27 protein-coding genes are annotated in these 25,094 nt (G+C 69.8%); 19 read left to right on the top strand and 8 right to left on the bottom strand.

Going from position 1 to position 25,094, the window contains the following annotated elements; all coding sequences use genetic code 11:
* The first annotated feature begins 349 nt into the window (after positions 1-349).
* Together AB0I54_RS12145 and AB0I54_RS12140 are read left to right on the top strand one after the other, a co-directional pair.
* The gene (locus tag AB0I54_RS12145; RefSeq protein ID WP_363295851.1) at positions 350-1,993 is read left to right on the top strand and encodes a serine/threonine-protein kinase; all 1,644 of its coding nucleotides are present in this window, start codon (positions 350-352) and stop codon (positions 1,991-1,993) included.
* Positions 1,990-2,805, top strand: coding sequence for a hypothetical protein (locus AB0I54_RS12140; protein WP_363295850.1), 816 nt, complete (start codon positions 1,990-1,992; stop codon positions 2,803-2,805). The genes AB0I54_RS12145 and AB0I54_RS12140 overlap by 4 nt, the downstream gene beginning before the upstream one ends.
* Here AB0I54_RS12140 and AB0I54_RS12135 read toward each other — a convergent pair.
* Positions 2,786-3,550: a helix-turn-helix domain-containing protein gene (locus tag AB0I54_RS12135; RefSeq protein ID WP_363295849.1), complete on the bottom strand. Its 765-nt coding sequence runs from the start codon at positions 3,548-3,550 to the stop codon at positions 2,786-2,788. The genes AB0I54_RS12140 and AB0I54_RS12135 overlap by 20 nt on opposite strands.
* A gap of 122 nt (positions 3,551-3,672) precedes the next feature.
* Between AB0I54_RS12135 and AB0I54_RS12130 the strand changes: the two genes are divergently transcribed.
* The 5 genes from AB0I54_RS12130 to AB0I54_RS12110 all read left to right on the top strand — a co-directional run bounded on the left by AB0I54_RS12130 (position 3,673) and on the right by AB0I54_RS12110 (position 5,921).
* Entirely contained in the window at positions 3,673-4,215 is a 543-nt protein-coding gene (locus tag AB0I54_RS12130) for a DUF2231 domain-containing protein (RefSeq protein ID WP_363295848.1), read from the top strand.
* A gap of 31 nt (positions 4,216-4,246) precedes the next feature.
* Positions 4,247-4,705, top strand: a complete 459-nt coding sequence (locus tag AB0I54_RS12125; RefSeq protein WP_363295847.1) for a hypothetical protein — start codon at positions 4,247-4,249, stop codon at positions 4,703-4,705.
* 133 nt (positions 4,706-4,838) lie between these two features.
* Complete coding sequence (locus tag AB0I54_RS12120) at positions 4,839-5,183, top strand: hypothetical protein (protein ID WP_363295846.1); 345 nt, start codon at positions 4,839-4,841, stop codon at positions 5,181-5,183.
* Positions 5,180-5,626, top strand: a complete 447-nt coding sequence (locus tag AB0I54_RS12115; RefSeq protein ID WP_363295845.1) for a MerR family transcriptional regulator — start codon at positions 5,180-5,182, stop codon at positions 5,624-5,626. The genes AB0I54_RS12120 and AB0I54_RS12115 overlap by 4 nt, the downstream gene beginning before the upstream one ends.
* Positions 5,607-5,921, top strand: coding sequence for a hypothetical protein (locus tag AB0I54_RS12110; protein ID WP_363295844.1), 315 nt, complete (start codon positions 5,607-5,609; stop codon positions 5,919-5,921). Before AB0I54_RS12115 ends, AB0I54_RS12110 begins: the two co-directional genes overlap by 20 nt.
* Before the next feature lie 20 nt (positions 5,922-5,941).
* Here the strand turns inward: AB0I54_RS12110 and AB0I54_RS12105 are convergent, their stop codons facing one another.
* Positions 5,942-6,538, bottom strand: coding sequence for an NAD(P)H-dependent oxidoreductase (locus AB0I54_RS12105; protein ID WP_363295843.1), 597 nt, complete (start codon positions 6,536-6,538; stop codon positions 5,942-5,944).
* A gap of 113 nt (positions 6,539-6,651) precedes the next feature.
* On the opposite strand from AB0I54_RS12105, the gene AB0I54_RS12100 reads away from it, so the two are divergent.
* From AB0I54_RS12100 to AB0I54_RS12090, 3 genes are all read left to right on the top strand, one after another.
* Positions 6,652-7,488, top strand: coding sequence for a helix-turn-helix transcriptional regulator (locus tag AB0I54_RS12100; protein ID WP_363295842.1), 837 nt, complete (start codon positions 6,652-6,654; stop codon positions 7,486-7,488).
* A gap of 88 nt (positions 7,489-7,576) precedes the next feature.
* Positions 7,577-8,230 carry a maleylpyruvate isomerase N-terminal domain-containing protein gene (locus tag AB0I54_RS12095; RefSeq protein ID WP_363295841.1) on the top strand — a complete coding sequence of 218 codons (654 nt, stop codon included), beginning with the start codon at positions 7,577-7,579 and terminating at the stop codon, positions 8,228-8,230.
* 150 nt (positions 8,231-8,380) lie between these two features.
* Positions 8,381-10,003, top strand: coding sequence for an alpha/beta hydrolase (locus tag AB0I54_RS12090; RefSeq protein ID WP_363295840.1), 1,623 nt, complete (start codon positions 8,381-8,383; stop codon positions 10,001-10,003).
* Here the strand turns inward: AB0I54_RS12090 and AB0I54_RS12085 are convergent, their stop codons facing one another.
* Together AB0I54_RS12085 and AB0I54_RS12080 are read right to left on the bottom strand one after the other, a co-directional pair.
* Complete coding sequence (locus tag AB0I54_RS12085) at positions 10,004-11,620, bottom strand: cation acetate symporter (protein ID WP_363295839.1); 1,617 nt, start codon at positions 11,618-11,620, stop codon at positions 10,004-10,006. It lies immediately after the preceding gene.
* Positions 11,617-12,153, bottom strand: coding sequence for a DUF485 domain-containing protein (locus AB0I54_RS12080; protein ID WP_363295838.1), 537 nt, complete (start codon positions 12,151-12,153; stop codon positions 11,617-11,619). Before AB0I54_RS12080 ends, AB0I54_RS12085 begins: the two co-directional genes overlap by 4 nt.
* A gap of 243 nt (positions 12,154-12,396) precedes the next feature.
* On the opposite strand from AB0I54_RS12080, the gene AB0I54_RS12075 reads away from it, so the two are divergent.
* The 4 genes from AB0I54_RS12075 to AB0I54_RS12060 all read left to right on the top strand — a co-directional run bounded on the left by AB0I54_RS12075 (position 12,397) and on the right by AB0I54_RS12060 (position 16,831).
* Positions 12,397-13,404 (top strand): NADP-dependent oxidoreductase, encoded by a 1,008-nt coding sequence (locus tag AB0I54_RS12075; protein WP_363296076.1) that lies wholly within the window; start codon positions 12,397-12,399, stop codon positions 13,402-13,404.
* Positions 13,401-14,216: an SDR family NAD(P)-dependent oxidoreductase gene (locus AB0I54_RS12070; protein ID WP_363295837.1), complete on the top strand. Its 816-nt coding sequence runs from the start codon at positions 13,401-13,403 to the stop codon at positions 14,214-14,216. The genes AB0I54_RS12075 and AB0I54_RS12070 overlap by 4 nt, the downstream gene beginning before the upstream one ends.
* Positions 14,217-14,468: 252 nt before the next feature.
* Positions 14,469-16,037 (top strand): carbohydrate-binding protein, encoded by a 1,569-nt coding sequence (locus AB0I54_RS12065; RefSeq protein WP_363295836.1) that lies wholly within the window; start codon positions 14,469-14,471, stop codon positions 16,035-16,037.
* A 443-nt stretch (positions 16,038-16,480) separates the two neighbouring features.
* On the top strand, positions 16,481-16,831 hold the full coding sequence (locus AB0I54_RS12060; protein WP_363295835.1) for a hypothetical protein: 351 nt from the start codon (positions 16,481-16,483) through the stop codon (positions 16,829-16,831).
* 42 nt (positions 16,832-16,873) lie between these two features.
* On the opposite strand, the gene AB0I54_RS12055 is transcribed toward AB0I54_RS12060, so the two are convergent.
* Together AB0I54_RS12055 and AB0I54_RS12050 are read right to left on the bottom strand one after the other, a co-directional pair.
* Positions 16,874-17,326, bottom strand: coding sequence for a DUF5707 domain-containing protein (locus AB0I54_RS12055; RefSeq protein ID WP_363295834.1), 453 nt, complete (start codon positions 17,324-17,326; stop codon positions 16,874-16,876).
* Positions 17,327-17,627: 301 nt separating this feature from the next.
* Positions 17,628-17,966: a hypothetical protein gene (locus AB0I54_RS12050; RefSeq protein ID WP_363295833.1), complete on the bottom strand. Its 339-nt coding sequence runs from the start codon at positions 17,964-17,966 to the stop codon at positions 17,628-17,630.
* Between the two features lie 207 nt (positions 17,967-18,173).
* Between AB0I54_RS12050 and AB0I54_RS12045 the strand changes: the two genes are divergently transcribed.
* Positions 18,174-18,635 (top strand): HD domain-containing protein, encoded by a 462-nt coding sequence (locus tag AB0I54_RS12045; protein ID WP_363295832.1) that lies wholly within the window; start codon positions 18,174-18,176, stop codon positions 18,633-18,635.
* A gap of 88 nt (positions 18,636-18,723) precedes the next feature.
* Here AB0I54_RS12045 and AB0I54_RS12040 read toward each other — a convergent pair whose 3' ends face one another.
* Positions 18,724-20,775, bottom strand: coding sequence for a TerD family protein (locus AB0I54_RS12040; RefSeq protein ID WP_363295831.1), 2,052 nt, complete (start codon positions 20,773-20,775; stop codon positions 18,724-18,726).
* A gap of 202 nt (positions 20,776-20,977) precedes the next feature.
* Between AB0I54_RS12040 and AB0I54_RS12035 the strand changes: the two genes are divergently transcribed.
* On the top strand, positions 20,978-21,616 hold the full coding sequence (locus AB0I54_RS12035) for a hypothetical protein (RefSeq protein WP_363295830.1): 639 nt from the start codon (positions 20,978-20,980) through the stop codon (positions 21,614-21,616).
* Here AB0I54_RS12035 and AB0I54_RS12030 read toward each other — a convergent pair.
* Positions 21,604-21,897 carry a hypothetical protein gene (locus AB0I54_RS12030; protein ID WP_363295829.1) on the bottom strand — a complete coding sequence of 98 codons (294 nt, stop codon included), beginning with the start codon at positions 21,895-21,897 and terminating at the stop codon, positions 21,604-21,606. The two genes, AB0I54_RS12035 and AB0I54_RS12030, sit on opposite strands and share 13 nt — an antisense overlap.
* A gap of 232 nt (positions 21,898-22,129) precedes the next feature.
* Here AB0I54_RS12030 and AB0I54_RS12025 point away from each other — a divergent pair, with 232 nt between their 5' ends.
* Genes AB0I54_RS12025 through AB0I54_RS12015 form a run of 3 tightly spaced genes read left to right on the top strand, consistent with a single transcriptional unit; the run spans position 22,130 to position 24,990 of the window.
* On the top strand, positions 22,130-23,239 hold the full coding sequence (locus AB0I54_RS12025; protein ID WP_363295828.1) for an aliphatic sulfonate ABC transporter substrate-binding protein: 1,110 nt from the start codon (positions 22,130-22,132) through the stop codon (positions 23,237-23,239).
* A gap of 40 nt (positions 23,240-23,279) precedes the next feature.
* The gene (locus tag AB0I54_RS12020; RefSeq protein ID WP_363296075.1) at positions 23,280-24,077 is read left to right on the top strand and encodes an ABC transporter ATP-binding protein; all 798 of its coding nucleotides are present in this window, start codon (positions 23,280-23,282) and stop codon (positions 24,075-24,077) included.
* Entirely contained in the window at positions 24,064-24,990 is a 927-nt protein-coding gene (locus AB0I54_RS12015; protein WP_363295827.1) for an ABC transporter permease, read from the top strand. The genes AB0I54_RS12020 and AB0I54_RS12015 overlap by 14 nt, the downstream gene beginning before the upstream one ends.
* The last annotated feature ends 104 nt before the right edge of the window (positions 24,991-25,094 follow it).

The following is a 25,094-nucleotide window of genomic DNA, read 5'->3' as shown; positions in this document are numbered from 1 at the left end:
AAGCGGCGGACGAACCCGTCGGCACCGTGCACGGAGAAGTCGTAGCGGCCGTCGGTCGCCGCGGCGTCCGCGCCGAGGGGGCCGTATCCACCCCCAACGCCCCCTCTGGGCAGCGGTGTTCGAGGTCAGCTGGTCTTCGCGGCGGTCCGTGGCAGCGGAGAACGCAACACCCTCCCGAGCGACGGTACGGACGCCAGGTGACCCTCGGGTCCCTGCCGTCCGCGATGGCGAAGCCGTGACGGTCCCGGCATCGCATCGCAACCGTGGTGGCCGAAAATATGTCTCTCAACGCGTGCCCGAAGCCTTGGAGCGAATGGGATTCCGGTGGCACGCGGATCGGGGGGACGGAATGAACGCATGGGCAGTGCCCGGATACACCGAGTCGCTGGAGCTCGGGTCGGGGGCGAGCGGACGGGTCGTACTGGCCGTGCACCAGGAGACCGGCGTTCCGGTCGCGGTGAAGTACCTCAGCGACTCACTGCGCACCCGGCCGGGCTTCGTGCACGAGTTCAGGGCTGAGGCGCGACTGCTCGGCGGACTGGAAAGCCCGTACGTCGCCGAACTGTATGAATACGTCGAGAGCCCGGACGGCGCCGCCATCGTGATGGAGCTGGTGGACGGAGTCTCGTTGCGGACCCTGTTGACCCGGGAGGGTCCGCTGGAGCCCGAGGCCGCGCTCGTCGTCCTCAAGGGCTCGCTGCTCGGCCTGGCCGACGCGCACCGCGTCGGCGTCGTGCACCGCGACTACAAGCCCGAGAACGTCCTGGTCGTGACGGACGGTTCGTCCAAGCTCGTCGACTTCGGGATCGCCGTGGACACCGGCACGAGCGTCGGCATCGCGGGCACCCCCTCCTACATGGCTCCGGAGCAGTGGACCGGCGCCCCCGCCTCGCCCACCGCCGATGTGTACGCGGCCACGGCCACGTTCTTCGAGTGCCTGACGGGCCACAAGCCGTATGCGGGTGACAACCTCGCCGAACTCGCGCTGCGGCACGTGGACGCGCCCATCCCCACGGACGAGGTCCCCGAGGGGGTGCGGGAGTTGGTGCGGCGCGGACTGGCCAAGGACCCGGAGGAACGGCCCACCCACGCCGAGGCGTTCGTCTCGGACCTGGAGGCGGCCGCCGGTGCCGCCTACGGGCCGGACTGGGAGGAACGCGGCCGCGGCCGGCTCGCCGCGCTGGTGGCACTGCTGCCGCTGCTGCTGCACTCCGCGCGCCACGCCCCGCAGACCACCACGGACATCGCACGCACGGTCCTGGGCCAGGAGACGGGCCACGGCCGGATCGGGTCGTGGCTCCCCGGCCGGCCCGGGATGCTGGTGACCGCTGCGGCCCTGCTCCTGGGCATCCTCCTGGCCTACGGCGTCCAGCACACTCCGGCACCGGCTCCGCAGCAGGCCGCACAGGCCCTGGCCACCACCAGCGCCCAGCCCGGCGTGACATCGCCCGGGCCCACCGCACCGACTTCGTCGGCCGACCCGTCCGCGTCCCCGACGCCCACCACGTCCTCCAGTTCGTCACCCTCGGGCACGGAGACCTCGGGGACTCCCGGCACCGACGACCCCTCGGCGTCCGCCACCACGGCTCCGTCCGAGTCGACGACGACCGGCGGGACGACCACCGACCCGACGCCGACGACCAGTTCCCCCGCACCACCGGCCGCTCCCGCCGTCAAGGACGTCACCGTGTCGGCCTTCCGGCAGACCGGTCCGTCCACCGCCACGGCGACGATCGACATCACCACGGACGGCACCGGGCCGGTCTCCCTCACCGTCTCGTGGTTCACGAGCAATGTCCCAGGCGTGCTCGGCACCCCGGACGGCGGGTCCCAGACCTTCCGGCGCAACGGCGCCACCCACTACACGATCCCCGTCGACCACACCTTCCAGAGCACGGACTGCTACTGGGCGGTACAGGCCATGACGACCCCGGCCTCCGCCGACGGCGGCGCCTCCCAGCAGCTACTGACCAGGCAGTGTGAGCTCCGATGACCACGCACGACGACAGCACCCCCGCGCCGGCCGGGGACAGCGAGCCCACACGTGTGCTCGGCTCCGGCGACGAGCACGCCCCGACCGTCCACCTCCCCGCCACCGGGGAACGCCCCCCGGCCGACGAACCGGGCCCGGCGGACGCCGAGTACAGCGCCACCGTGCTCGGCAGCCACTGGATCCAGCGGCCCGAGCACGACGACACCAAGAACCTCACCGAGAACACCGACACCCTCGTGGCACCCAACGCCACGAAGATCGCGCCGAACGTCACGCATATGGCTGCGCCGACCACACCGACACAGCCGGACCGTGTCGAAGGCACCGTGCTGCGCTTCGGCCCGGGAGTGACGGCCGCAGTCGCCCACCGCACGCACAGCACGCTGCCCGTCGTGCCACAGGCCCCGACGCCGCCCCGGCACCGCCGCCTACGCAGACACGCCCTGCCGACGCTGGTACTGATCTGCGTCATCGCGTTCCTGCTCTGGCAGCGCCTCGGTCCGTCGGTGGAGGTGCGCACGGTGGCGGTCACCGCCCGGCCGACGGCCGTCGGGTGCGACGACACCGCGGACGTCGTCGGCGTCGTCACGACGAACGGCCGACCCGGCAAGCTCTCCTACCGCTGGATCCGCAGCGACGGCACCACCTCGGACGTCCTGCGCGAAACGGTGACCCGAGGCCAGAAGCGCGCACGACTGCACCTCCTGTGGACCTTCCAGGGCAAGGGCCACTACCAGGCACAGGCCGAACTGCGCATCCTCTCCCCCACCCACCGCACGGTCGCCACCCACCTCACATACGACTGCCCCTGACTTCGGGTGCCTGGTCATCGTCGGCGCTGCCGCTGGGGCCGAGCCGGACGCAGCACTCGCCCTGCTCAGGGGCCGCCACGGCTTGGACTCCGTTGACCTCAAGGCCGTTCAGGTAGCCGCTGAGGAAGGCCTGGTTCATGCCGCACACCAGGTCGGGGGCCTTGGCGGCCAGTGGGTGGAAGGGGCAGTTGCGCAGTCGGAGGTGGGTCGGGCTTTCACGAACGGGCTCGTAGCCGTACCCGTCCAGCAGGCGCTCGCACACGGTCAGCCCGCGTTCCGGACCGAGACGCCCCGGGCGGGTCTCCTCCCGCGCGGCCTCGCCCATCCGCCGGCCCCGCTGCTCGGCGGTCCGTACCGCTGCCTGCGCGGCGCTTTCGTCCGCACGCTCGGTCAGCACGGCATCGAGGAGAAGGTCCGCCAGGAGTTCATGGCGCCGCTCGGGGATGCTGACGCTGATCTGGGCGTCCGTGGATTCGTACACCTTCGGCTGTCTGCCGACCTTGCGGATCCCGCCCGGAGTTCCGTACCCCGCGCGCAGCAGCCCCGCTTCGACCAGCTTGTCGAGGTGGAAGGCCGCGAGCTTGCGCGAGATGCCGACGCTGGCGGCGGCCTCGTCGCGGGTGACGGCGCGGCCGGCGCGCCGGATGAACGTGAACATGCGCCGCCGTGAGTCCTCGCTCAGGACGCTGACGGAGTCTATGGCGGCGCTGGCCGCGCCGGCCTGCGGAGTCGAGTCAGGAGTCACGAGAACACGGTAACTCCAGCTTGCATGGGCACAACCATTCATTCTGGTCTTCTGGCCTGCATGCCTTGACGCCCGTCATCAATAAGTCCAAGAATTGTTGGTGAAACCGGTGGGAGGTTGCAATGGCCACTGAGTCTCAGCTCCAGGCGAAGCGACCGGTCACTGCCGCGCTCGCCGGACCGTACGGCCACCCGTTCCACCCGATCCTGGTGACGGTGCCGATCGGTGCGTGGGTGGCCAGTCTGGTCTTCGACATCGCTTCCCGTTTCGTCCACCGTCCGGGGTTCCTGACCCAGGGCTCGGAATGGTTGATCGCGGTGGGGGTGATCGGTGCCCTGCTCGCGGCCATGGTCGGGTTCCTCGACCTGTTCGCGATTCCCGCCGGCAGCAGGGCCTTTCGTACGGCCTTGGTCCATATGACGCTGAACCTGCTGGTGACCGCCGCCTACGTCGTCAACTTCCTGTGGCGGTACAGCAACTACGCCGACGGCGGGAGTGTCGGCGTCGGCAGGCTCGTCCTGTCCGCAGTCAGCCTGGCAGTCCTGGGCGTCTCGGGATTTCTCGGCGGCAAGCTCGCCTACCGCTACGGCGTACGGGTCGCCGACGAGAGCACCCAGGCCGAGGGATATACGCGCGGCCCACGTCGCCCGACATGGGCCGGCTGAGATCGACCCCGTCCTCACTCGGGAGTTCCCCATGGACATCGCCGCACTGGTCGCCTGGGGGGTCACCGCCTCCGGCGGCTTCTACCTGCTCGGCACCTGGATCCAACGAGGCGGTATCCGGCAGCAGCAGTCCGGCACCAGTCGTATGCCCGCACCGGTCGTCTTCGGACACTTCGCCCTGGCCGCCGTCGGCCTGGTGGTGTGGATCATCTATGTCGTGGCCGACAAGAGCGCCCTGGCCTGGACCGCGTTCGGTCTGCTGGTACCGGTCGCCCTGCTGGGCTTCGTGATGCTGGCCCGTTGGATCCCCGTCTACCGGGACCGGGCAGCGGCAGGGGCGGCACCGGCCGCCGCGGCGGCTCACGGCGCCGAGGCGGCCGTCCCCGCCGAACGGCACTTCCCGCTGCCGGTGGTGCTGGCACATGGCCTGTTCGCCGTGGTGACCCTCGTTCTCGTCCTGCTCACCGCCGTGGGCGTCGGCGGCAGCTGAGTCGACCGGCCGGGTCGGGCACCAGCTTCGCCCGGCGCCGATGGGAGCTTGCATCCGGTACCTGGGTACAGGTTTACCGTCAGTGGTGTCCCGGGCTGCGGTGCTCGGGGACGCCATGACGGGAGTGAGCGCGATGACCGACCTGGGATGGGTGCCCCAGTCCTGCACCCTGCCGACGACACAGCGGCCCTTGCGGGTGGCGGAGTGGGACACGCTGTTCAGCGAGCGGCTGACGGACGTGTCCCGGCCTGAACCGTTGCTCCTGCGCCTGGAGCTGTCCGGCGGCGGCGCTGTTCAGGACCGGGTCCGCGACCTGGCCGAGCGGGAGAGCGGCTGCTGCTCGTTCTTCACCTTCACCGTTGCGGGCGAAGGCTCCCGAGTGCGCCTGGACATCGCGGTGGATCAGGCGCACGCACAAGTCCTGAACGCGCTCGCCGGCCGTGCTGGAGCCCTGGCCGGAGCGGGGGAACAGCCGTGAGTGAGGGGCTGCGCAGCGGTCAGGTCGCCGAGGCTGCGGGAGTGAACGTCCAGACCCTGCGCTACTACGAACGCCGTGGCCTGCTGGCCGAGCCGCTGCGCAGTCCCGGCGGTCACCGGCTGTACGGCGACGACGCGGTCACCGCACTGCGCGTGATCAAGGCGGCCCAGCGCCTCGGCTTCACCCTGGACGAGGTCGCCGAGTTGCTGGAGACCGGCCGCCACCGCCACGGCCGCCCCGTCGCCGGGCTGCAAGAGCGTGCGAGGGCGAAGCTCGCCGAGGTCGACGCGAAGATCGCGGACCTGACCACCATCCGCGCGGCCCTGGTCGCCGCTGTCGACGCGGGCTGCGACGACCTGACCGCGTGCGCCAGCAGCGCCTGCTGCCCCATCCCCTTCACCGACCTCGCCGCGGAGCACCGTCATGCCGGACCCTGCTGCTGACCCGCGTGTCCGCCGGATGCCGAAGGCGTTGGCGGGCCTCGCCGGACTGGCCTGCCTGGCCTGTTGTCTGCTGCCCGTCCTGATAACGGCGGGCGTCGTAGGCGCGGGAGCCTCCGCCTTCGTGGGCTGGCTTCCCGCCCTCGCCCTCGCTCTGGCCGCGCTGGCCGGGGCCACGTGGTGGTTCGGCCGGCGCCGCTCCTCATGCTCGTGCGGGTCCACGGCCATGAGCGAACACGGATGCGGCTGCAAGGCCGACAACGACCCGGTGAAGATCACCGGTCACGTCCGTAGGTAGGGCCGGCCGCGGCCGGGACTTCATGCCGGATAGGGAGCGGCTTGGCGCGCCGACCGGAGCGCACTCGCCCACCAGGCCAGCTGGTCGAGCAACGTCTTGGCGTACCCGGGGGCCTCGGGGTCGAGCGGGCGGCCGTCCTGCCACGCCGTGAAGTAGTTGGGGAAGGCGAGACCATCGCGAATCGTCACGGCGTGCAGTTCCGTCAGTACGTTCTCCAGGTGCAGCACGGCGTGCCGGCCACCCGCCGCGCCTCCGTAGCTGACGAAGGCGACGGGCTTGGCGGTCCACTGGGTGAAGTGCCAGTCGATGGCCGCCTTCAGCGAGGCAGGATAGCTGTGGTTGTACTCCGGCGTGACCACGATGAACGCATCGGCGCCCTCCAGAGCGGATGTCAGTGCCGCCATTCCGGCGGGGCGGGGGTAGTCGTCGCCGGCGAACTTCGGGGATGCGGCGGGCAGCGCGAGCGGAATGTCGATCTCGGCCAGATCGACCACGTCCACCTCGAAACCACCGTGTGTGTCTGCCTGTTGGGCGACCCACGAGGCAACGGCCGGGCCGAACCGTCCTTCCCGAACGCTTCCGACGATGACGACGAGCCTGGGCTTGTTGTTGTCCATGACCACCACGTTCAGGCCTCCCCCGTGACCGCAACCAGACCGCGCTCAGGCTGGCCCCCGCAGGGCCACCTTCAGCACTCCGCCGTCAGGGTGCGGCGCCGTATGCTCGCGGCATGGGTACGCCGTTGGGGGACTTCATCCGGGCCAAGCGCGACAGCACCCAGCCGGAATCGCTGGGGCTGCCGGATCACGGGCGTCGCCGGTCGCCCGGTCTACGACGCTCGGATCTGGCCGTGCGGGCGGGCATCAGCGTGGAATACCTGACCCGGCTGGAGCAGGGCCGGGACCGCAACCCCTCGGTGGCGGTGGTGAACGCGCTGGCCGACGCGCTCAGCCTCGACCCCTCGGAGCGCAACCACCTGCGCTATCTCGCGAAGATCACCGGCGGCGAGTGTTCCGCGCACAGCCAACCGGCACCACCGCGCCACGATGTTCGCCCCTCCGTCCGGGAGACACTCCGTCTCCTCGAACCGGGCATCGCCATGGTGACCAACCGGCTGGGCGACGTCCTCGACCGCACCAGCGGCTACGAGTTGGTGATGGACGGAAGCGGTCTGCTCGACGCGGCCGCCCCGAACCTCACCCGGTACGTCTTCACCCACCCTCGCGCCAGAACGTTCTTCGCCGACTGGGGTGACGTCGCGGACGAGCAGGCATTCGACCTGTGGCTCGGGCCGTCCGTCGAGATCTCGGAGTGGTTCACCGCGGAACTCGCACCCGTCGCCGGCCCCGACTTCACCCAGCGCCTGAATCGTCACGTGGTTCCGCAACGCGGAGTCCTCCGGCTCAACCACCCCTCCGGGTGCGAACTTCGGCTGCTCCGCGAAACGCTCGAGCTCTCCGCGGACGGCCAGCAACTGGTCGTCTTCCTCCCCGCGGACGACAGGACGGCCGAGGTCGTCGACCGACTCCGTGTCCCGCCCCAGGGCGTGCTCCGGGCCATCTCGTGACGCACTCGCCGATCCAGGACCACGGCCGAGCCGACCGACCGCCCGCGTCCGCTTGTCCACCGCTCCGGCCCTGAAATACCGTGCCGCGGTGGACCTCTTCTCACGCTCGTGGACGGCACTGCGAACGACGGTCGCCGACATCCCGGACGAGGACTTCGAGCAGCCCTCCGGCTGCGGTGGCTGGCTCGTGCGGGATCTGGTCTGTCACCTGCTCATCGGCGCCCAGGACGTGCTGATCACCCTGGTCACACCCGCCGACGCCGAACCGACCGTGGACGCGGTCACCTACTGGCAGCTCGTCGAACCGCCCACCGGTGAGGACCCGCTCGACGCGCTGATCCCCCGGCTGGCCGCCGCGTACGGCGAGCCGCGCTGGCTCAGGCACCACTTCGACGACGTCGGCTCCGCCGCGGGCCGCGCCGCCGAACTCGCCGATCCCGCCCGGCGTGTCAGCACCCGCGACCAGGTCCTGACCGTCGCCGACTACCTGTCCGCATACGTCGTCGAGTGGACCCTGCACCACCTCGACCTGATCGCGCACCTGCCCGCGGCCGCCCAGCCGCCCGCCGAGACCCTCGCCTCGGCACGCGCTTCGCTGGAGAGGATCGCCGGGAGCTCGTTTCCCGCCTCGTTCTCCGACAAGGACGCCCTGCTGATCGGCACCGGACGACGGACGCCGACCGACGCGGAGAAGGCCGCGCTCGGCGACCTCGCGGCGAAGCTCCCGCTCGTCCTGGGCTGAGGCTTGCTCCATTCGGCCGTCATGGGCTCGCGTACTGTGTCCGGCCACGGTGTCGTTGAAGCGGATGCGCACCGGCGCAAGAGGCGCTGGTGGCCTGAGGCGCCTGGCTGCGCGGGGGCGGAGCCGAGGGACAGAGCTGAAGGACTGAGCATGGCCATATCCGGCCCCACAGCTGTCCGAGCGCGTCGTGCCGCCGCCATCGCCACGGCGGTGAGCTGCTTGACGGTCGTGGGCACCGCGCAGAACGCCACCGCGGCCGACGGACCGGCGCCGTCGGTGCCTGCCCCGCAGTTGGAGTGGAAACCCTGCGCTCGGGGCCCTGAGTTCGACTGCGCCACCGTGAAGGTGCCACTGGACTACCGCAACCCCGGTCGTCGCACCATCGAGCTGGCGGTCGTCAAACGGAAGGCGACCGGCCCCGGACGGCGTATCGGCACCCTGTTCTTCAACCCCGGCGGTCCCGGCGGCCCCGGAACGGTGGAGATGCCGCAGAACTACCAGCTCTTCCCGCAGGAGATACGGGCTCGGTTCGACATCGTCAGCTGGGATCCACGCGGAGTCGGCAACAGCACCGCCGTGAACTGCTTCGCACGTCCCGAGGAAGCAAAGGCCTGGATGTCGGGCAGGCCGGCCGGCTTCCCCGTGGGCGAGCGGCAGCGGGCGGACTGGATCGCCGCGTACAAGGATCTGTCCCAGCGCTGCCGGCAGCACGACCCCGAGCTCCTGCGCCATGTGTCGACCGCGGACACCGCCCGCGACCTCGACCAGTTGCGCCGGGCGGTGGGCGAACCGCAACTGACCTACCTGGGCATCTCCTACGGCACGTTCCTCGGCGCCACCTATGCCAACCTCTTTCCCGGCAAGGTCCGCGCCATGGTTCTCGACAGCAACATCGATCCGCAGGCCTGGACGAACCACGCCTCCAGCAAGGAACCCGAACTGCCGGTGTTCCTGCGCATGGGTTCGGACCGCGGCGCGGCGGCAACCCTCGACCAGTTCCTCAGCCTGTGCGGATCGGCCCCCATCGACGCCTGCGCGTTCTCGGCCGGCAGCCCCGAAGCGACGCGGGACAAGTTCGACGAGCTGATGCGGCGTCTGCGGGCGCACCCGGTGGGCGCGTGGACCTATGGCCGGACGGTCGGTGACATGGTGAGCGCCCTCAACGTCGTCCACCCCGGCTGGACGGACCTCGCCGGCAGGCTGCAGAGCCTGTGGCAGGGGCGCGTACCGAAGCCGTCCGCACCCCTGCCCGCGCCGCCCGTACCGATCCCGTACCTGGGCGAGGAACAGGGTGGTGCCGTGCTGTGCTCCGACAGCCCCAACCCTCGCGACCCCGGTGTCTACCACGCTCTGGAGGAGGCCGCCGCCATCGGCGCGGGCGATGCAGGGCGCTTCTGGACCTGGGCGGCGGAGCCGTGTGCCACCTGGCCGGCAGTGGCCGCGAACCGCTATCGCGGCCCGTGGAACAAGCCGACGGCCCACCCCGTGCTGGTGGTCGGCACCAGATACGACCCCGCCACTCCCTACCGAGCGGCGCAGGCCATGGCCGAGGACCTGGCCGACGCCCGCCTTCTCACCAACGACGGGTACGGACACAGCGCCATGCTCAACCCCAGCGACTGCGTCGACGCGTACGAGAGCCGCTACCTCATCGACGGCACCCTCCCGCCGGCCGGAGCAACGTGCCGGCCGGACAGGGCCCCGTTCGCCGCACCCGAACCACGGGGCGGCATCGCCACGGGCGGCGGAGGGCTGGCGCTCGCCGCCTCTTGATCACTCCGCCGCGGCGAGCAGCCGTGCCTCGCTCTCCTCGTACAGCCGCCGGTTCTCCTGGCTTTCGGCGGCGTCGCGCCGGTGGTCCATCCGGCTGCCCAGCCAGCCCGCCAGATAGCCGACCGGGATGGAGACCAGGCCGGTGGACTGCATGGGGAACCAGCCGAAGTCCGCGTTCGGGAAGACCGAGGCCGGCGTGCCCGAAACGGCCTTGGAGAAGACCATCAGCACGAGCGCGCTGGCCGCGCCCGAGTAGAGACTCGCGAGCAGGCCGGTACGGGTGAATCCGCGCCAGAAGAGGGAGTAGGTCAACGCGGGGGCCACGGCGGACGCCCCGATGCAGATGGCCAGTGTCGTCAGCACGCCGACGTCCCAGTTCTGGACCAGGGTGGAGAGCGCGATGGCGGCGGCTCCCACGACCACGCTCGCCCATGCGGCCACCGTCATCTCCGTACGCGGCTCCGCCTGTCCCCGCCGCGCCGCGTGGGTGAACAGGTCGTGGGCGAGCGACGAGGCCGCGGCCAGGGTCATCCCCGCCACCGAGGACAGCAGGGTGATGAACACCGTGCCGGCCACGGCCGCGTAGAGGATCGTCGAGCCCGCGGAGCCGGGGCCGCCGCCGAGCATCCGGGACAGTATGAGCACCGATGTCCTGCCGTGCGGGTCGGCCGCGGTGATGTAGCGGGATCCCACCAGGGCCGCCGCACCGGTTCCCAGGATGATCACGATCAGGCAGAAGGTCGTGACCGTGCCGACCGCCCAGGACATGGAGCGGCGCACGGCGGGTACGTCGCGGGCGGAGTACAGGCGCATCGTGATGTGCGGCAGGCAGGCCGCGCCGAGGATCACGGTGATCTGGAGACTGGCGAAGTCCAGCCGGTCACCGGCGGAGGTGCCCAGTTGCAGGCCCTGCCGGAGGTAGGCGGAGCCGGCGCCGCTGCCGTGCTGGGCGGCCCGGAGGACGTCGCCGGGGTTCCAGTCGAAGCGGTTCAGGACCAGGGCGGCGACGACGAGACTGGTGCCCAGCAGGAGCACGATCTTGATCATCTGGATGAGGGCGGTGCCGCGCATGCCGCCGATCGCCGCATAAATGATCATCAGGCTGCCGACGAGGACGATGCATGTCGTCCTGGCGCCGGCCGAGTGCGGGATGCCCAGGATGAAGGTGAGCAGCGATCCGGCCCCGGAGAGCTGGACGACGAGGAAGGGGAGGGTCGCCGCCAGGGTCACCACGCAGGAGGCGATACGGACGGCACGCCCGGGCATGTTGCGGGCCAGGACGTCGCCCATGGTGAACTTGCCGGCGTTGCGCAGGGGTTCGGCCAGCAGGAACATCAGCAGCACCAGCGACATGGCGGTGCTGACCGCCAGGACATAGCCGTCGTATCCGGCGAGCGCGACGATGCCGGTGGTGCTCAGCACCGTGGCCGCGGAGATGTAGTCACCGGCGATCGCCAGGCCGTTCCTGAGCGGCGTGAGCGAGAGGTAGCCGGTGTAGAAGTTCGTCAGGTCGTCGCGGTCCGGTCCGGCCATCACACACATGAGGAGGGTGAGGGTGACCAGGGCGGTGAACAGGATCAGGACGGTGGCCTGCGTCCCGGCGCCGAAGTCGGTCATCGTGCCACCCCGGCGTTCCGGGCCGACGCGGTCGCCCGTTCCCTGACGAGCTGTGCCAGCGGGTCCACGGAGCGTCGTGCGCTGCGCCCGTACCAGAGGATCGCCGCGAAGGTGACGACGAGCTGGAAGACGCCGAGCGCCATGCCCAGGCTCACCTCACCGGCGATGGCGGATCCCATCAGGTCCGGCGCGAAGCAGGACAGCAGCACGTACAGCACGAAGGAGCCGAGCGCGGTCAGCGTGGAGACCCGGCGCAGCACGCGGTAGGCCGAGCGGAGGGCAACGAGGTCGGCGTTCTGGCGATCGGTCTCGCGTGCGTGCGGTTCCTGCCGGGGGGCTCGCCCGTACGGGTCGTACGGCAGGGCGTCGTATCCGTACGAGTCGTACCCGGGAACGTCGCGTCCGTACGAGTCCTGCCACGGATCCCGCGCGTACGACTCGTGCCGAGGGGTGTGGCCAGGGGACCGGCCCTGTGGCCGCGGCCATCCTGTCGGTGCTGGTGGCGGATGCCGGTGGTCGTCGGCGTATGTCATCGCATGGCCTTCCGGTGCGGCTCTGATCCGTGGGGGCGGGCAGGGGAACGGACGTGAGGGCGCACGTTACCGACCAGTCGGAATGCCTGATAACCCTGTTGGGCGTCACGTTTTCGGCTCGATCCGGCATCCGGGAGGGGCGCCCGAGGACAAGGTCACCGAGGTGCTGTGGCGAAGATCACGCATCGCCGCGTACCTACTGGTCGGTATGGTCACCAGGAGCCGTGAGCGACAGGAGGCATGATGTCTGCGACCAACCGTCAGATCCGTCTGGCAGCGCGTCCCGTGGGTGACGTGAAACCCGAAGACTGGGAGCACTGTTCCGGGCTCGTCGAGGAACCGGGCCCGGGACGGTTCGCGGGCCGGACGCGCGTCATCTCCCTGGACCCGGCGATGCGGGGGTGGCTGGACGACCGCCCCTCCTATCTGCCGCCCGTGGGCATCGGTGAGGTGATGCGCGCCGGATCGGTCATCGAGGTCACCGCGTCCAACCACCCCGACTACCAGCCGGGCGACCACGTGGTCGGCACGTTCGGCGTCCAGGAGTACGTGGTCTCCGACGGCCGGGGCGCCATGAAGGTCGACACCTCCCTCGCCCCGCCCTCCACCTATCTGGGGGCGCTGGGCATGCCCGGCATGACCGCCTATTTCGGCCTGTTGGACGTCGGGGCGCTGAAGGACGGCGAGACCGTGGTGGTGTCCGGGGCGGCCGGCGCGGTCGGGACCATCGCGGGTCAGATCGCGAAGGCCAGGGGCTGCCGGGTCGTGGGCATCGCCGGAGGGCAGGAGAAGTGCGCGCTGCTCACCGACGAGCTGGGATTCGACGCGGCGATCGACTACCGCGCCGAGGACGTCAGGAAGGCGCTGCGCCGGCACACCCCTGACGGCATCGACGTCTACTTCGACAACGTCGGAGGGGAGATCCTCGACGCGGCCCTCACCCGTCTGGCGATGCACGCGCGCGTCGTGGTCTGCGGCGCGATCAGCCAGTACAACAACGCCACACCGGTCCACGGCCCGTCCAACTACCTCTCGCTGCTGGTGCGTCGCGCCCGCATGGAGGGCTTCGTCGTCTTCGACTACGCCAAGCGCTACGCGGAGGCCGCACAGGAGATCTCCGCGCTGATCGGCGCCGGCCGCATCAAGGTCAAGGAACACGTGGTCAGGGGCACGCTCGACGACTTCCCCGAGACCCTGCAGATGCTCTTCCGCGGCGAGAACGTCGGCAAGCTCGTGCTGGAGCTGTCGTGACCGCGGGCGAGAGCGCGACCGTCGCCGCACGGAGCGAACAGGCGGGCGGCGGCCCGCTCCAGGGCAAGGTGGCCATCGTCACGGGCGGTGCCAGCGGACTGGGCCGGGCCTCGGCACTGACGCTGGCCGAGGCCGGGGCCGAGGTGGTCGTCGCCGACCTCGACGCACGGGGCGGCCGGGAGGTGGCCGAGCTGGTCGGCGGCCAGTTCCGCGCCTGTGACGTCTCCGACCTCGACGCCAACCGCGCCCTGGTCGACTTCGCCCACGAGCAGTACGGCGGTGTCGACATCGCGTTGCTCAACGCGGGGGTGGCGACCGGATGCGGGGTCGGTGAGGACTTCGACCCGGCGCGCTACCGCCGCGCGATGGGCGCCAACCTCGACGGCGTCGTCTTCGGCACCCACGCGGTGCTGCCGGCGCTTCGGGCACGCGGTGGCGGCTCGATCGTGGCGACCGCGTCCCTGGCGGGCCTGGCGGCAGTGCCGCTCGATCCCCTGTACGCGGCCAACAAGCACGCGGTCGTCGGACTCGCCCGCTCCCTGGGACCGGCTCTGGCACCGGACAACGTGCGCTTCAACGCGGTCTGCCCGGGGTTCGCCGAGTCGCGGATCATCGACCCGCTGCGCGACATGCTCTCCGAGCAGGGACTGCCGGTCATCCCGGCTCAGGTCGTGGCGGACACGGTGCTGCGGATCGTCACCGGTGAGGGCACCGGGGAGTGCTGGTTCATCCAGGCCGGCCGCGAACCGGAGCCGTTCCGCTTCCGCAACGTGCCCGGTCCCGGCGCCGGCAAGGTCGCCACCGGCAGCTGAGAGCGCACACGGCAGGCTCGACCGGGCGCGGGGTACTTCTGCCCCGCGCCCAGTGCTGCCGCTCGGCCGATGGCTCGACGCCGGAGGGATCGCTCCCGCCTCGGATTCATGGTCGTGAACAATGAACACGGAACCCAGTCTTGACGCGCCTATGACAGCTCTCTAACTTCACGAGAAAGCGCTTTCGGTACCTGTGCGTCGCACACAACCGTGACCACTGTTCACACAACCGAACAGAATCCGAGGCGAACGATGCACCTGAGACCAGTCATCGCATCCGTCGGCCTGCTGGCCGGCACGCTCGTCGCGCTCTCCGGCACCCCAGCGCAGGCCGCGACCACCCGTTACGAGGCCGAGAACTCCCCCGCGGTCTGCACCGGCACCATCGATTCCGACTGGACCCGCTACTCCGGCAGCGGATTCTGCAACGGCACCAACGCGGTCGGCGCCTACGATCAGTTCACCGTGAACGCCTCCACCGCGGGCACGGCGACGCTGCAGATCCGCTTCGCCAACGGAACCACCGCCGCACGAACCGCCGACGTCACGGTGAACGGCTCGACCACCACGTCGACGTCCTTCGAGAGCACAGGCGCATGGGGGACGTGGGCAACCAAGACGCTCACCGTGCCGGTCGGCGCGGGAAGCAACACCGTCCGCCTCGACCCGACCGCCTCCGCCGGCCTGCCCAACATCGACTACGTGGACGCCGAGGTCTCCACCGCGACGACGGGCACCGTGCTGTACGTGTCTCCGAACGGCAGCGACAGCGCGGCCGGAACACAGTCGGCCCCGACGACGCTCACCTCGGCGATCAGCCGCATCACGCCCGGCGGCACCATCTACCTGCGCGGCGGGACGTACAACTACTCCTCGACGGTCACCGTCCCGCAGGGCAACGACGGCACCTCCGGCGCCCGCACCACCCTGTCCGCCTACCCGGGCGAGACCCCCGTGCTGAACTTCTCCGCCCAGAGCGAGAGTTCGTCGAACCGCGGACTCCAGCTCAATGCCTCGTACTGGCGCGTCTACGGCATCACCGTCGAGCACGCCGGTGACAACGGGATCTACGTCGGCGGCAGCAACAACGTCATCGAGCGCGCGGTGACGCGCTACAACCGCGACACGGGACTGCAGCTCGGGCGGATCTCCTCCAGCACCCCGAGCAGCCAGTGGCCGTCCAACAACCTGATCCTGAGCTCCGAGTCGCACGACAACGCCGACTCCGACGGCGAGGACGCGGACGGCTTCGCCGCGAAGCTCACCACCGGCACCGGGAACGTCTTCCGCTACGACGTCTCCCACAACAACATCGACGACGGCTGGGACCTCTACACCAAGACCGACACGGGTGCCATCGGCCCGGTGACCATCGAGTACTCCCTCTCCTACAACAACGGCACGCTCAGCGACGGCACCGTCAACTCCAACGGCGACCGCAACGGCTACAAGCTCGGCGGCGACGACATCGCGGTCAACCACGTCGTCCAGCACAGCGTCGCCTACCACAACGGCCATCACGGATTCACGTACAACAGCAACCCCGGCAAGATGGCCATTTCGAACAACGCCAGCGTCGACAACGCGCAGCGCAACTTCTCGTTCGACGCCGGGACTTCGGTGTTCCGGAACAACACGTCGTGCCGGTTCGCCGTCAGCGGGTCGAACGACAAGACCGTCGGTGACGCCGACAGCTCCAACCAGTTCTGGACCGGCTCGAACGGGTCCCGGTGCTCCTCGTACTCCGGCGCCCTCGGCTGGTCCTTCGCCGCGAACGGCAGCCTCGTCGTCACCTTCGGCGGCAACGTGGTGTCGCCGTAACCGGCCACCCCGGCGATCAACCCCGGCGCCGGCGAGGGCACGCGACACCCTCGTCGGCGCCCCTTGCGTCGTTGGACGACCGCCACAGTGACACTGTCGGCGGGTGCTGCGCTGTACGGGGTGACCCCGCCACGGGGCACGGTGCCCCTTCGTACCTGACTTCCCGGAGGGGTATCACCCACCGCGGCAGGCAGGCGTACTCCTCCCCCCGTCGCCTGCCTGCCCCGGGCGTTCGGGCCCGATGGCCCGGATCGCTCTCGTATCCGTCCCACAAGGGACTCCGGCCCCACACGGGACTCCGGCCCCACACGGGACTCCGGCCCCACACGGGACTCCGCCGAACGGATGACGGAGAAACCTTCCCTTTCAAAGTCTCCGCGTACGAGGCCGGGTGAGAGGTAAAGGTGCGGTGGTCTTGGCGTCTTTCAGGAAACGAGAACTCCGTGCGTATCCGGCACTCCCTCTCCGCAGCAGTCGGTGCTCTTGCCCTCACCGCCGTCCTGGCCACACCCGCGCATGCCGCGACCGGCGACTTCAGCTACAAGTTCATCGGCCTCAACGGGAAGCCGTACCCGGCCACTGTCCACAACCCGTCGAGCGGTGAATGCCTCGTCATCCCGGAGGCCGCGGACCCTGGCGCCTCCGAACCCGCCTTCGCCCCGCACAACGACACGGACGAGATCGCGGTGGTATTCACCGAGCCCGACTGCACCGGCGCCTTCTGGATCCTGCGCCCACACGGTGCGCCGGCCACCGACCGCTTGAAGCTGCGCTCGGTCGTCTTCCTCCGGTGAGCGCCTCCATTTTTCTTCGCTTTCTCTTCGCTTTCTCTTCGCTCAGCGAGTCACGGTGAAGTCCGCCGCCTTGGGCACGAACACCGTGTCGCCGTCCTTCGCGGTGACAAGGACCGCGACGTGCCACGTCCCGCGCGGTGCCGTGGCGGCGTCCGTGCCGGAGACCTTCGCGGTGTACCGGCACGTGGCGGCTCCGTCCCCGGCCGCCGCCGTGCACATGGCGGACTCGACGGCGGACATCTCCTTGGCCGTCGGCGCCGGCTTCATGCTTCCCGGCCAGGCCAGAACCTTCACGCTGCGCACTCCCGAGTCGTCCGTGACACGGGTCGTGAAGGAGATCGAGCCGTCGTGGCCGGTGGCCGGCGCAACGTATTCGGCGGAGCTGTCCTTCACCGCCGGTCCGTCCTCGGAGGCCTGCGCCACGAAGGCGTAGGCACCGGCCGCTCCCAGCACGGCAACAGCGGCGAGCCCGGAAACAATGATGCGCCTGGACATGGAACAAACCCCCGTAGACAGGTCAACCACCTTGTGAGTCCACCGCGTTCGCGGCGTTGGCTTCATCCTCGTCCGGCAGCTGACCGTGCAGCATGAGCGCAACTACTCATGCCACGTACTCAGGTCACGCACGGGCTGCCGGCGCGACGTGAACCAGCGTCAAAAGGTGTCGCCGAAGCGCTCCGTCAGGGACCGCATGATCGCGGGGTCGATGGGGGTCTGCTGTGGACGCCTCGGTGCGGAACATGCATCTCTCCCGGGCCCTGTTCTCTCACCGCATGGCCTCGAAGATCCCTCCGCCTCAGCGGTCTCGAATACGCCACCACCACCATCGGCCCGCGGTCCACTCGGGCATCGGGCCCGGATCCGGAAGCGTCCGCCGCTCGAACTCCTCATCAATGCGGTGGACAAGGCGGCCAAGGTCGGCCCGTGCCCCCGAGGGAAGACGCCGTAGCACCTCTTCGAGGTCGTCACGGGCGTCCTCGATCTCCAGACCCGGCTCCCATGCCTCAGGCGCATTGAGGAATCGGCCCGGCTGCGCGAACGCCCTGTCAAACCTGGCAAGAGCCCGAGCCACGATGCCCGGTTGATCGAGTTCGTCCTCTACTCGCCGTACGGCCACGCGGGTGCGGGCGGACACGGTCGGGATCCGACGCACACGTACATGGCTGCGCGGCCGCCAGCGCTGCTCGCGCACGGCCTTCGGGCGCCTACGCGGCATCGCCCTTTCTGATCAGCACGACGGTCATCATGCCAGCCCGCCCACGATCAGTGCGGCCATTCCCCACCAGGATGCCGGTCGGCAGCCTCCGCCCCAGCACGTCACCTCACGTCAAACTTCCGTACCGTGGCGACGGTCCTCGCCGAGCGGCACCCGGACGACGAGGAGCTCCAAGTGGCCGGGCTCGTCCACGACATCGGCCACGGTCTGATGCCGGGGGACGAGGCCGGACACGGCGAACACGCCGCCGCGGCCGTCGCCGCGCTCCTCGGTCCGCGGACCGCGCGCCTCGTCGCTCTGCACATCCCCGCCAAGCGCTACCTCGCGGCGACCGACCCGCAGCTCGCGCTGTCCCCGGAAAGCACGCGTACCCTCGGCTGCCAGGGCGGGGCAATGACGGCGGAGGAGGCCGCCGAGGCCGCCGCCTTCGAGCAGGACCCCGGCTTCGAGGTGGCGGTGGCACTGCGACGCGCCGATGACCCGGGCAAGGTCGTCGGCCGACGGGTGCCGGGGCTGGCCCACTGGCGCCCGACGGTTGAACGCGTGGCTGCCTCCGCAACGGCCGACGGGGGTGGACTCGCTCCCTGACCTCCGTGGCCAGGGCCGCGGGCGGAGGCGGTGACGCCGGTGTCGACCTCACCGTCCTCGCCGTCAGCACGGGCGGCCGACCCACGTCTCAGCCCGCTGCCGCCCCTTCCTTCGACGGTGCTCGGCGGGGCGCGGCCCGATCCAGATGAACCACCACGGTGGTGTAGAAGCGGTGGACCGCGTCGTCGACGCTGCGGATGAAGCCGGACTCGGCGTTGCCGCGGCTGCTCCCCATCCCCTTGAGCAGGGACAGGCGGAAACCGGTGATGCGGGTGCCGCTGTCCTTGGGGAGCAAGTCGGCCGGCTCCGGCCGGAGTCGCTCCAGAGTGCCTCGCGGGCCGCCCGGCGCGCCCTCGACGAGCGTTTCGATGTGGAGGTCCGCGGGTGCCTCGCCCAGGCACCGGATGAGCCGTTTCACCCAAGTGAGGGGGTAGCCCTGGTCCGGTGACGGTACTTCGATGGAGGTACGCAGTCTGCCCGTACGCAGGTCCGCGCCGACCGACAGCACACCGGGTGTCCCTTCGATGCGCAGCTCCGCCTGCAGCCTTCCGTCGCGGCAGAGCTGATCGGCAAGGAGGCCCCGGCGCGCTCCCGGATCCGTGCCGCGCTTGGACCGCTGGACCGGCAGTACCTTCTGGCCCAGTTCGCCGCCGAGCCCGAGACTCACCTGACGGATGAGCCGTTCCCAGCTCTCGACCACCTCCAGTACGCGAGGGTCTCCCTGGCACAGGGTTTCGTCGTCGATGCCGTTGCGCACGGGTACCCAGGCCGGTCCCATGTTCTGGAAGCCGTGGCAGCCTGAGTTGTCGTGCTGCAAGTAGTGCAGGAGTTCCTGCAGGAGCCAGGCGTGCGCGGCATTGCCGACGCCCTCATGGCGGATCAACATCTGAGCCTGATGGGCGACTTCCGCCCACGAAAGGTGCCGTAGGGCCACCTTGTGTTTGCGCCGCCCGTCGATCTTGACGTCGACGAGCGGGCTGCCCTCCAGCGCGACGTCATTCGACAGTGTGATCACGGCCTCGTAGCCACGGCGCGCGGCGATGTCCATGTACGCCTGCACCTGATCGGCCTTGAGCACGTTGCCGTTGGTCTTCGTCTCGACCAGCGCCGTCCACAGTTTGCCGGCCCGCTCGACGCGGATCACCCCGTCGGGGCGTCGTGGCGTATCGCCGTGCGGCAGCGTGACCTCGGTGAAGGTTTCCATGCGACCGGCCGGCGCTCCGAACGCGGCGGTAAGTCTCCTGCCGAACTCCGGCACCTGCGCCATCACCGACAGCAGCACCGACGTGGCACGCGTCTCACGATCGCGGTCGCTCTTCAGCGCCGACACCGGAAAGAGGCGGGCCCCTTTCCAGGAATCGTTGTCCGCCAAGCTCTTCCTGGCCGCCTTGGGCAGGGTGATCTTCTTCTTTGCGGTACGGGGTCGTGTGGCCGACTTGCGCTGCTCACCGTCTTCGTCGGGCCGACGAGGAGCCGGGACGGCCGCCGGCGTGTCTTGTGGCTGCGGCTCGTCGACCGGGGCCGGGACGGCGGCTGCTTCGACCTCCCCGGTCTCTGCCTGATCGTCCGTCGCAGCGTCGTCCTGCGCTTCCACTGCCGCCGCGTCATCGTCGATGTCGACCCCGAAGTCCGTTGCCAGACCGGCGAGACCGGAGTCGTAGCCCTGGCCGATGGCGCGAAACTTCCATTCCTCCCCGCGTCGGTACAGCTCGCCGAAGATGATCGCACTCATCGAGTCGGCGTCGTCGATGGCAAAGCGAAGGAGGTCCTCACCCGCTCCGTCCGCCAACGACAGCCGCACCCCTTCGAGTTCACCGAAGCGCGCTCCTTCATACCGGCTGGCAGCCACGACCAACCGGTCCACATCGGAGGGGACCGCCGTCAAGTCGAAGCTGATCCGGTCTTCGTTCCCGTCCGCTGTCGGTGTCTTGCCCAGAAGCTGCACGCTTCCGTCGGCGGCAACAGGGTGGTTGTAGAAATAGAAGTCACTGTCACTGCGGACCTTGCCGTTCGCGTCCAGCAACAGGACGGACACGTCCGCGTCGCCCTCGCCGGTCGGACTCCCCCAGCCCAAACCGACGATGACGGAACCGACGTTCTCGCTCAGGGCTGACAGAGTCACATTCGAGCCCTTGATCATTTCATGCACAATGCCCCCAACTGACGCAGCCCGGGCATGAAGGCACCCCCACCCCGGCTGCCCGATACATGACGCGCTGTGACGCGTCGCACACGGACACCGTAGTGCCCACGAGGCGCAGCCGCAGGAATCATGCGGATGCTCGCAGCAACGACCCGACGGCAGCGCCCGTTTCGAGGTCGCTCCACGGCGCCCGCCGTCGTTGTCACTGAACGCCGATGACCTTGAGCGCCGTGCCCGCTGGTTGGAGGGTGTCCCGCCCGTCACCGTCCAGCTGCTCCTCGGCCACGGGTACTTGGCTGTAGTGCTGACGGCCGCCGAGGCCGGCGAGTGGTTCTGTGCGAAGGGTGCGGTGAAGGAACTGCTGCGCCGGAGCGAGCCGGAGGCGGCCTGGGAGGTCATCTCCCCCTACGCCGCGACTGACTGGTGGGGCGCCATCTCTGTGGCCGCCCGCGTCCTTGCGGACCGGGGACGTGTGGACGAGGCGGTCGGGCTGGTGCGGGCGCAGGCCGAGTCCGGGGAGCGTCTGGCGCTCGCCGAGCTGGCGGGGCTGCTGGCGCGGCACGGGCGGGTCGGCCAGGCGATCGATGTGCTCCGCCCCCACTTGGCGGACTGGTTCCTCCTCGAGGCACTGGCCGAGGCGACCGAGGGACACGGGCGTGATGCGGAGGTCGCCGACCTGGTCCGGCCCCTGGTCGAGAGCGAGACGGGCGCGGGGGCCGGGGAACGCCGCGATCGTGCCGAGTCGGACGCTGGAACGACAGGGTCGCGCCGACAAGGCCGTCGAGGTGCTGAGTGCCCATATCGATTCCGGCCACCGCAGAAACGTCAACACGCTTGAGGAGTTCGCCGCCCGGTGCTCGCCTCCATGGAGGCCGCGCACATCGCGGCCGACTGGTCGTACTGGCCAAGCACATCGATGTACGGGAGGACGGTGATGTCCTCGTGGAGCCCGCCGCACGGGAGGAACTCGTGCGGGTCGTCGATCAGTTCTCCGCCGCGCTCGGCGGACGTGTGGGTCTGTAGGCAGCAACGTGAGCAATCCCGAGCGTCCGGGAAGACCGCCGGAATGCTGGGCCGGTCGCCATCGATCCCGAATATTGAGACAGTCACGTCCATCATGTGAATACCCTCTTGGGGCGGGTGCCACCTTCTGTCACGATCCCTAGCAGTCAGGTAGGAAAACTAGGGATCAGGGGGTGGCCGTGGGAGCGCTCAGCTGCGCAGACCGGGTGCTGCCCGTGCTGACCTCGCGTCGTCACATCGACTTCGGCCATACGTCCAGTTCCATCTGTTGGCCGGTCTGAGACCTCAGCACGCCAGTCCACACCTCCTTCCCTGAGAGGACACCTCCGTGTCTGCCGCAAGACCGCTCACCACCCTCCGCACCATCGCCGTCATAGCGGCGCTCCCTCTCCTGCTGACCGCCTGCGGGTACGGCTCCGAGTCCACCGACGACGGGAAGAAGACCGCGGCTGCCGCGGCAGGCGCCAAGAAGCTCTCCGCCGACGAAGTGAAGATCGGCTACTTCCCCAACCTCACGCACGCCACCGCTCTCGTGGGCGTCCAGGAGGGCCTGTTCCAGAAGGAGCTCGGCGGCACCACCATCAAGGCCTCGACCTTCAGCGCCGGCCCCTCCGAGATCGAGGCGCTGAACGCCGGGTCCATCGACATCGGCTGGATCGGCCCCTCCCCCGCCATCAACGGCTACACCAAGTCGGGCGGCAAGAACCTGCGGATCATCGGCGGTTCCGCCTCCGGCGGCGTCAAGCTCGTCGTGAACCCGAAGAAGATCAAGTCCCTGAAGGACGTCAAGGGCAAGAAGATCGCCACGCCGCAGCTCGGCAACACCCAGGACGTCGCGTTCCTCAACTGGATCGCCGAGCAGGGCTGGAAGGTCGACGCCCAGAGCGGCAAGGGCGACGTCTCCGTCGTCCGCACCGACAACAAGATCACCCCGGACGCCTACAAGTCCGGCTCCATCGACGGCGCCTGGGTGCCGGAGCCGACCGCGTCCAAGCTGGTCGCCGAGGGCGGCAAGGTGCTGCTCGACGAGTCGACGCTGTGGCCCGACAAGAAGTTCGTGATCACGAACATCATCGTGTCGCAGAAGTTCCTCAAGGAGCACCCCGACGTCGTCGAGGCCGTACTGCGCGGCTCGGTGAAGACAAATGAGTGGATCAACGCCAACACGGAGAAGGCGAAGGCCGCCGCCAACACGGCGCTGAAGGAGCTGTCGGGCAAGGCGCTGCCCGCCGACGTCATCGACCCGGCCTGGAAGTCCATCACCTTCCTCGACGACCCTCTGGCCTCCACCCTCGACACCGAGGCGGAGCACGCGGTGACGGCCGGCCTGCTCGACAAGCCCGACCTGAAGGGCATCTACGACCTCACGCTGCTCGACAAGGTCCTCAAGACCGAGGGCAAGGACGAGGTCGACGACGCCGGTCTCGGCGCCGAGTAACCAGGAACCGGACCCGATGAGTTCCCAGGAGGTGACGACCATGGCCACCACGATCGCCGAGGCCACCGAGGACGCCACGGCGGTGACGTACGCCGCCCGTATCGAGCACGTCTCGAAGTCCTTCCCCGCGCCGGGTACGCCCGGCGGGCGGCAGCTCGTGCTGGACGACATCACGCTCGATGTCGCACCCGGCGAGTTCGTCACCCTCCTGGGAGCCTCCGGCTGCGGCAAGTCCACTCTGCTCAACCTGGTCGCGGGGCTGGACCTGCCGTCCGCGGGCTCGATCGAGACGGACGGCCGGCCCGCCCTGATGTTCCAGGAGCACGCCCTGTTCCCGTGGCTGACCGCGGGCAAGAACATCGAACTCGCCCTGAAGCTACGCGGGGTCGCGGGGCCGGAGCGCCGCGCCGAGGCGGAACGGCTGCTGGAACTCGTACGGCTGCAGGGCGCCCACCGCAAGCGGGTGCACGAGCTGTCGGGTGGCATGCGGCAGCGTGTCGCTCTGGCCCGGGCGCTGGCCCAGGACAGCCGATTGCTCCTGATGGACGAGCCGTTCGCGGCACTGGACGCCATCACCCGTGACGTCCTGCACGACGAACTGACCCGCATCTGGAGCGAGACGGGGCTGTCGGTGCTGTTCGTGACGCACAACGTGCGCGAGGCGGTACGGCTTGCCCAGCGGGTGGTGCTGCTCTCCTCCCGCCCGGGCCGCATCGCCCGGGAGTGGACCGTCGGCATTCCGCAGCCGCGCCGCATCGAGGACAGCGCGGTCGCCGAACTGTCCGTCGAGATCACCGAAGAACTGCGTGGGGAGATCCGCCGCCATGGCCAGCACTGACACCGGCGTCCACACCGAGAAGGACGGCTCCCCAGCAGCTGAGCAGACCCAGGACGCCTACGGTCTGGCGGTGCTGGAAGCAGGCCTCGACGCCCTGGATGCGGTGCAGGCCGACCGTACGCCGCTGCGCGAGACCCTGATACGCAAGGTCGTGCCCCCCGTCACCGCCGTGGCGCTGGTGCTGGTGGTCTGGCAGTTGCTGGTGTGGGCGGACCTCGCCCCCGACTACAAGCTGCCCGCGCCCTCCGACGTGTGGGGGGAGGTGCGCGATGCCTGGGTCCAGGGCACGCTGCTCGACTACATCTGGACCAGCGTCTCCCGCGGTCTGCTCGGCTTCCTGCTGGCGCTCGCCATCGGTACGCCGCTCGGCCTGCTGGTCGCCCGGGTGACATTCGTCCGGGCAGCCATCGGCCCCATCCTGTCCGGTCTGCAGTCGCTGCCGTCCGTGGCCTGGGTGCCCCCCGCCGTGATCTGGCTGGGCCTGAACGACAAGATGATGTACGCCGTCATCCTGCTCGGCGCCGTCCCGTCCGTCGCCAACGGCCTCGTCGCGGGCATCGACCAGATCCCGCCGCTGTTCCTCCGAGCCGGCCGGACGATGGGCGCGACCGGCCTGCGCGGGGCCTGGCACATCGTGATGCCGGGGGCGCTGCCCGGCTATCTGGCGGGGCTGAAGCAGGGCTGGGCGTTCTCCTGGCGTTCGCTGATGGCCGCCGAGATCATCGCCTCCTCGCCCGATCTGGGCGTCGGCCTCGGCCAGTTGCTGGAGAACGGCCGCAACAACTCCAGCATGCCGCAGGTGTTCCTGGCCATCTTCCTGATCCTCCTCGTCGGCATCGCCATCGACCTGCTGATCTTCAGCCCGCTGGAGCGGTGGGTGCTGCGCAGCCGTGGCCTCCTGGTCACCCGCTGAGCGAACGGATCCCGATCGACACGGAGTGTGCGCCCGAACCCCGTCAGCCACCGGCGCACCCACACACGGCACCGGCCCGTAGAAGCGTCATCGCCTCACAGCGG

Source organism: Streptomyces sp. NPDC050625 (assembly GCF_040654755.1).
GTDB lineage: Bacteria > Actinomycetota > Actinomycetes > Streptomycetales > Streptomycetaceae > Streptomyces.
The sequence above is the reverse complement of the archived record's forward strand: the minus strand, read 5'-3'. Positions and strand labels throughout refer to the sequence as shown.

Excerpts from the sequence above, each read along its gene's own strand:
- AB0I54_RS12065 (WP_363295836.1), top strand. The coding sequence starts at position 14,469 with ATGCACCTGAGACCAGTCATCGCATCCGTCGGCCTGCTGGCCGGCACG.
- AB0I54_RS12130 (WP_363295848.1), top strand. The coding sequence starts at position 3,673 with ATGGCCACTGAGTCTCAGCTCCAGGCGAAGCGACCGGTCACTGCCGCG.
- AB0I54_RS12120 (WP_363295846.1), top strand. The coding sequence starts at position 4,839 with ATGACCGACCTGGGATGGGTGCCCCAGTCCTGCACCCTGCCGACGACA.
- AB0I54_RS12085 (WP_363295839.1), bottom strand. The coding sequence starts at position 11,620 with ATGACCGACTTCGGCGCCGGGACGCAGGCCACCGTCCTGATCCTGTTC.
- AB0I54_RS12055 (WP_363295834.1), bottom strand. The coding sequence starts at position 17,326 with ATGTCCAGGCGCATCATTGTTTCCGGGCTCGCCGCTGTTGCCGTGCTG.
- AB0I54_RS12110 (WP_363295844.1), top strand. The coding sequence starts at position 5,607 with ATGCCGGACCCTGCTGCTGACCCGCGTGTCCGCCGGATGCCGAAGGCG.
- AB0I54_RS12030 (WP_363295829.1), bottom strand. The coding sequence starts at position 21,897 with ATGATGGACGTGACTGTCTCAATATTCGGGATCGATGGCGACCGGCCC.
- AB0I54_RS12105 (WP_363295843.1), bottom strand. The coding sequence starts at position 6,538 with ATGGACAACAACAAGCCCAGGCTCGTCGTCATCGTCGGAAGCGTTCGG.
- AB0I54_RS12080 (WP_363295838.1), bottom strand. The coding sequence starts at position 12,153 with ATGACATACGCCGACGACCACCGGCATCCGCCACCAGCACCGACAGGA.
- AB0I54_RS12015 (WP_363295827.1), top strand. The coding sequence starts at position 24,064 with ATGGCCAGCACTGACACCGGCGTCCACACCGAGAAGGACGGCTCCCCA.
- AB0I54_RS12145 (WP_363295851.1), top strand. The coding sequence starts at position 350 with ATGAACGCATGGGCAGTGCCCGGATACACCGAGTCGCTGGAGCTCGGG.
- AB0I54_RS12020 (WP_363296075.1), top strand. The coding sequence starts at position 23,280 with ATGGCCACCACGATCGCCGAGGCCACCGAGGACGCCACGGCGGTGACG.
- AB0I54_RS12090 (WP_363295840.1), top strand. The coding sequence starts at position 8,381 with ATGGCCATATCCGGCCCCACAGCTGTCCGAGCGCGTCGTGCCGCCGCC.
- AB0I54_RS12140 (WP_363295850.1), top strand. The coding sequence starts at position 1,990 with ATGACCACGCACGACGACAGCACCCCCGCGCCGGCCGGGGACAGCGAG.
- AB0I54_RS12075 (WP_363296076.1), top strand. The coding sequence starts at position 12,397 with ATGTCTGCGACCAACCGTCAGATCCGTCTGGCAGCGCGTCCCGTGGGT.
- AB0I54_RS12125 (WP_363295847.1), top strand. The coding sequence starts at position 4,247 with ATGGACATCGCCGCACTGGTCGCCTGGGGGGTCACCGCCTCCGGCGGC.
- AB0I54_RS12100 (WP_363295842.1), top strand. The coding sequence starts at position 6,652 with ATGGGTACGCCGTTGGGGGACTTCATCCGGGCCAAGCGCGACAGCACC.
- AB0I54_RS12040 (WP_363295831.1), bottom strand. The coding sequence starts at position 20,775 with ATGATCAAGGGCTCGAATGTGACTCTGTCAGCCCTGAGCGAGAACGTC.